The sequence below is a fragment of the Streptomyces sp. MK37H genome, from assembly GCF_018035285.1.
GTDB lineage: Bacteria > Actinomycetota > Actinomycetes > Streptomycetales > Streptomycetaceae > Streptomyces > Streptomyces endocoffeicus.
Window position 1 is genome coordinate 1 of the sequence record NZ_JAAAYH010000786.1, and the last position, 1,841, is coordinate 1,841.

The window sequence follows — 1,841 nt, forward strand, 5'->3', positions numbered from 1 at the left end:
GGGCGGGGAGGGCGCGGGCATCGAGACGCGCCACGCCTTTTCCTTCTCTGGGTACTACGACCCCGGCAATGTGCGGTTCGGCTCGCTCGTGGCCTGCAACGAGGAGCGGCTCGCCCCCGGCGCGGGCTTCGCCGAACATCCCCACCGCGATATGGAGATCGTCACCTGGGTCGTCGAGGGCGAGCTCACCCACGAGGACTCCACCGGCGCGCGGACCGTCGTGCGCCCCGGCGACGTCCAGCGGCTCAGCGCCGGAAGCGGCGTGCGTCACACCGAGCGCAACGCGGGTGCCGAACCCCTCACCTTCGTCCAGATGTGGCTGATGCCGGGCCCCGGTGCCGCCACGGACCCGGCGTACGAGGTGGTGCGCGGCATCGCCGACGGCACCCCGTACGCACTGGAGCGCACCGAGGCGGTGCTGCATGTGCGGCGGCTGGTGGACGGTGAGCGCACCGCGCTGCCGGACGCGCCCTGGGTGTACGCGCACGCGGTGCGCGGCGCGGTGCGGATCGGCGGGGAGACCCTCACACCAGGCGACGCGGCCCGGATCTCCGCTGCGGAGGGTCTTGAGGCGCGCGCCGAGGGCCCGGCCGAGCTGCTGATCTGGGAGATGCACGCGGAGCCGGTTTACGGCTGAGGGGTTCTGAGGGCTACGGGGTGGCCGCCGCGTGGCTGGGGCTTCGCCCCTGGACCCCGGGGGCCTGGGGCGAAGCCAGTTGAGGGAAGGGGAGGGGAGCAGCCCGCCGCAGGCGGCACGATCCGTCGGAGACCCCTAGCCCAGCTCGGCCAGGACCGCGTCGGTGAATGTCGGCCAGACCTCGATCGCCCACGGGCCGAAGGCCCGGTCGGTCAGGGCCACACAGGCGGCACCCGCGTCCGGGTCCACCCAGAGGAACGTCCCGGACTGGCCGAAATGCCCGAAGGTGCGGGGCGAGGAGGAGGCACCGGTCCAGTGCGGCGACTTGCCGTCGCGTATCTCGAAGCCGAGCCCCCAGTCGTTGGGCCGCTGATGTCCGTAGCCGGGCAGCACACCCGTGAGACCCGGGTGGACCACGGAGGTGGCCCCGGCCAGCGTCTCGGCCGCCAGCAGCCGCGGGGCCTGCAGCTCCGCCGCGAAGCGCACCAGGTCCTCCACGGTCGAGACGCCGTCCTTGGCGGGCGAGCCGGGCAGGTCGGTGGTGACCATGCCGAGCGGCTGCAGCACCGCCTGGCGCAGATACTCCGGGAACGGGATGTCCGTGGCCTTGGCGATGTGGTCGCCCAGCACCTCGAACCCGGCGTTGGAGTAGAGCCGGCGGTTGCCGGGCGCGGCGACCGAGCGGTGCTCGTCGAAGGCGAGCCCGGAGGTGTGCGCCAGCAGATGGCGCACCGTGGAGCCCTCGGGCCCCGCCGGTTCGTCCAGCTCCACCGCGCCCTCCTCGACGGCGACCAGCGCGGCGTAGGCGGCGAGCGGCTTGGTGACCGAGGCGAGGGGGAACCGATGGCCGGTCGGGCCGTACGATCCCGCCAGGGTGCCGTCCGCGCGCACGACGGCGGCCGCCGCCGTCGGAACCGGCCAGTTCTCGATCATCCGCAGGCTCTCCATGGCCCAGAGCCTACGGGGTGGGTGCCCGGAGGGGTCTTTCCCCTTCCCGCCTCTTCCCGCAACCCAAAGGCTCCGCCCCTGGACCCCGGGGGTCGATGAGGTGACAGTCGCCGCGATCGGCTGACCGGGCGGGGCGCCGGCCGCGCCGCCTGTGACGCGGTGGTCGGGTGGCTGGCCGGTGGGCAGGGGCCTGGGCGTCTGCGGGGTGGGCGCTGTTTACGGTGGGTGGTGAGAGTGTGAGCAGCTGCGCCGGCGG

The 1,841-nt window shown here is 73.9% G+C and carries 2 protein-coding genes; one reads left to right on the forward strand and one right to left on the reverse strand.

Annotated elements, in window-relative coordinates; translation table 11 throughout:
- On the forward strand, window positions 1-637 hold a 637-nt coding region (locus GWI24_RS43900), incomplete at its 5' end, for a pirin-like bicupin family protein (RefSeq protein ID WP_210951591.1).
- A gap of 135 nt (window positions 638-772) precedes the next feature.
- On the opposite strand, the gene GWI24_RS43905 is transcribed toward GWI24_RS43900, so the two are convergent.
- Window positions 773-1,585, reverse strand: a complete 813-nt coding sequence (locus tag GWI24_RS43905) for a serine hydrolase (RefSeq protein WP_210951592.1) — start codon at window positions 1,583-1,585, stop codon at window positions 773-775.
- Window positions 1,586-1,841 lie beyond the last annotated feature (256 nt).

Coding starts and splice junctions, on each gene's coding strand:
- GWI24_RS43905 (WP_210951592.1), bottom strand. CDS start 1,585: ATGGAGAGCCTGCGGATGATCGAGAACTGGCCGGTTCCGACGGCGGCG.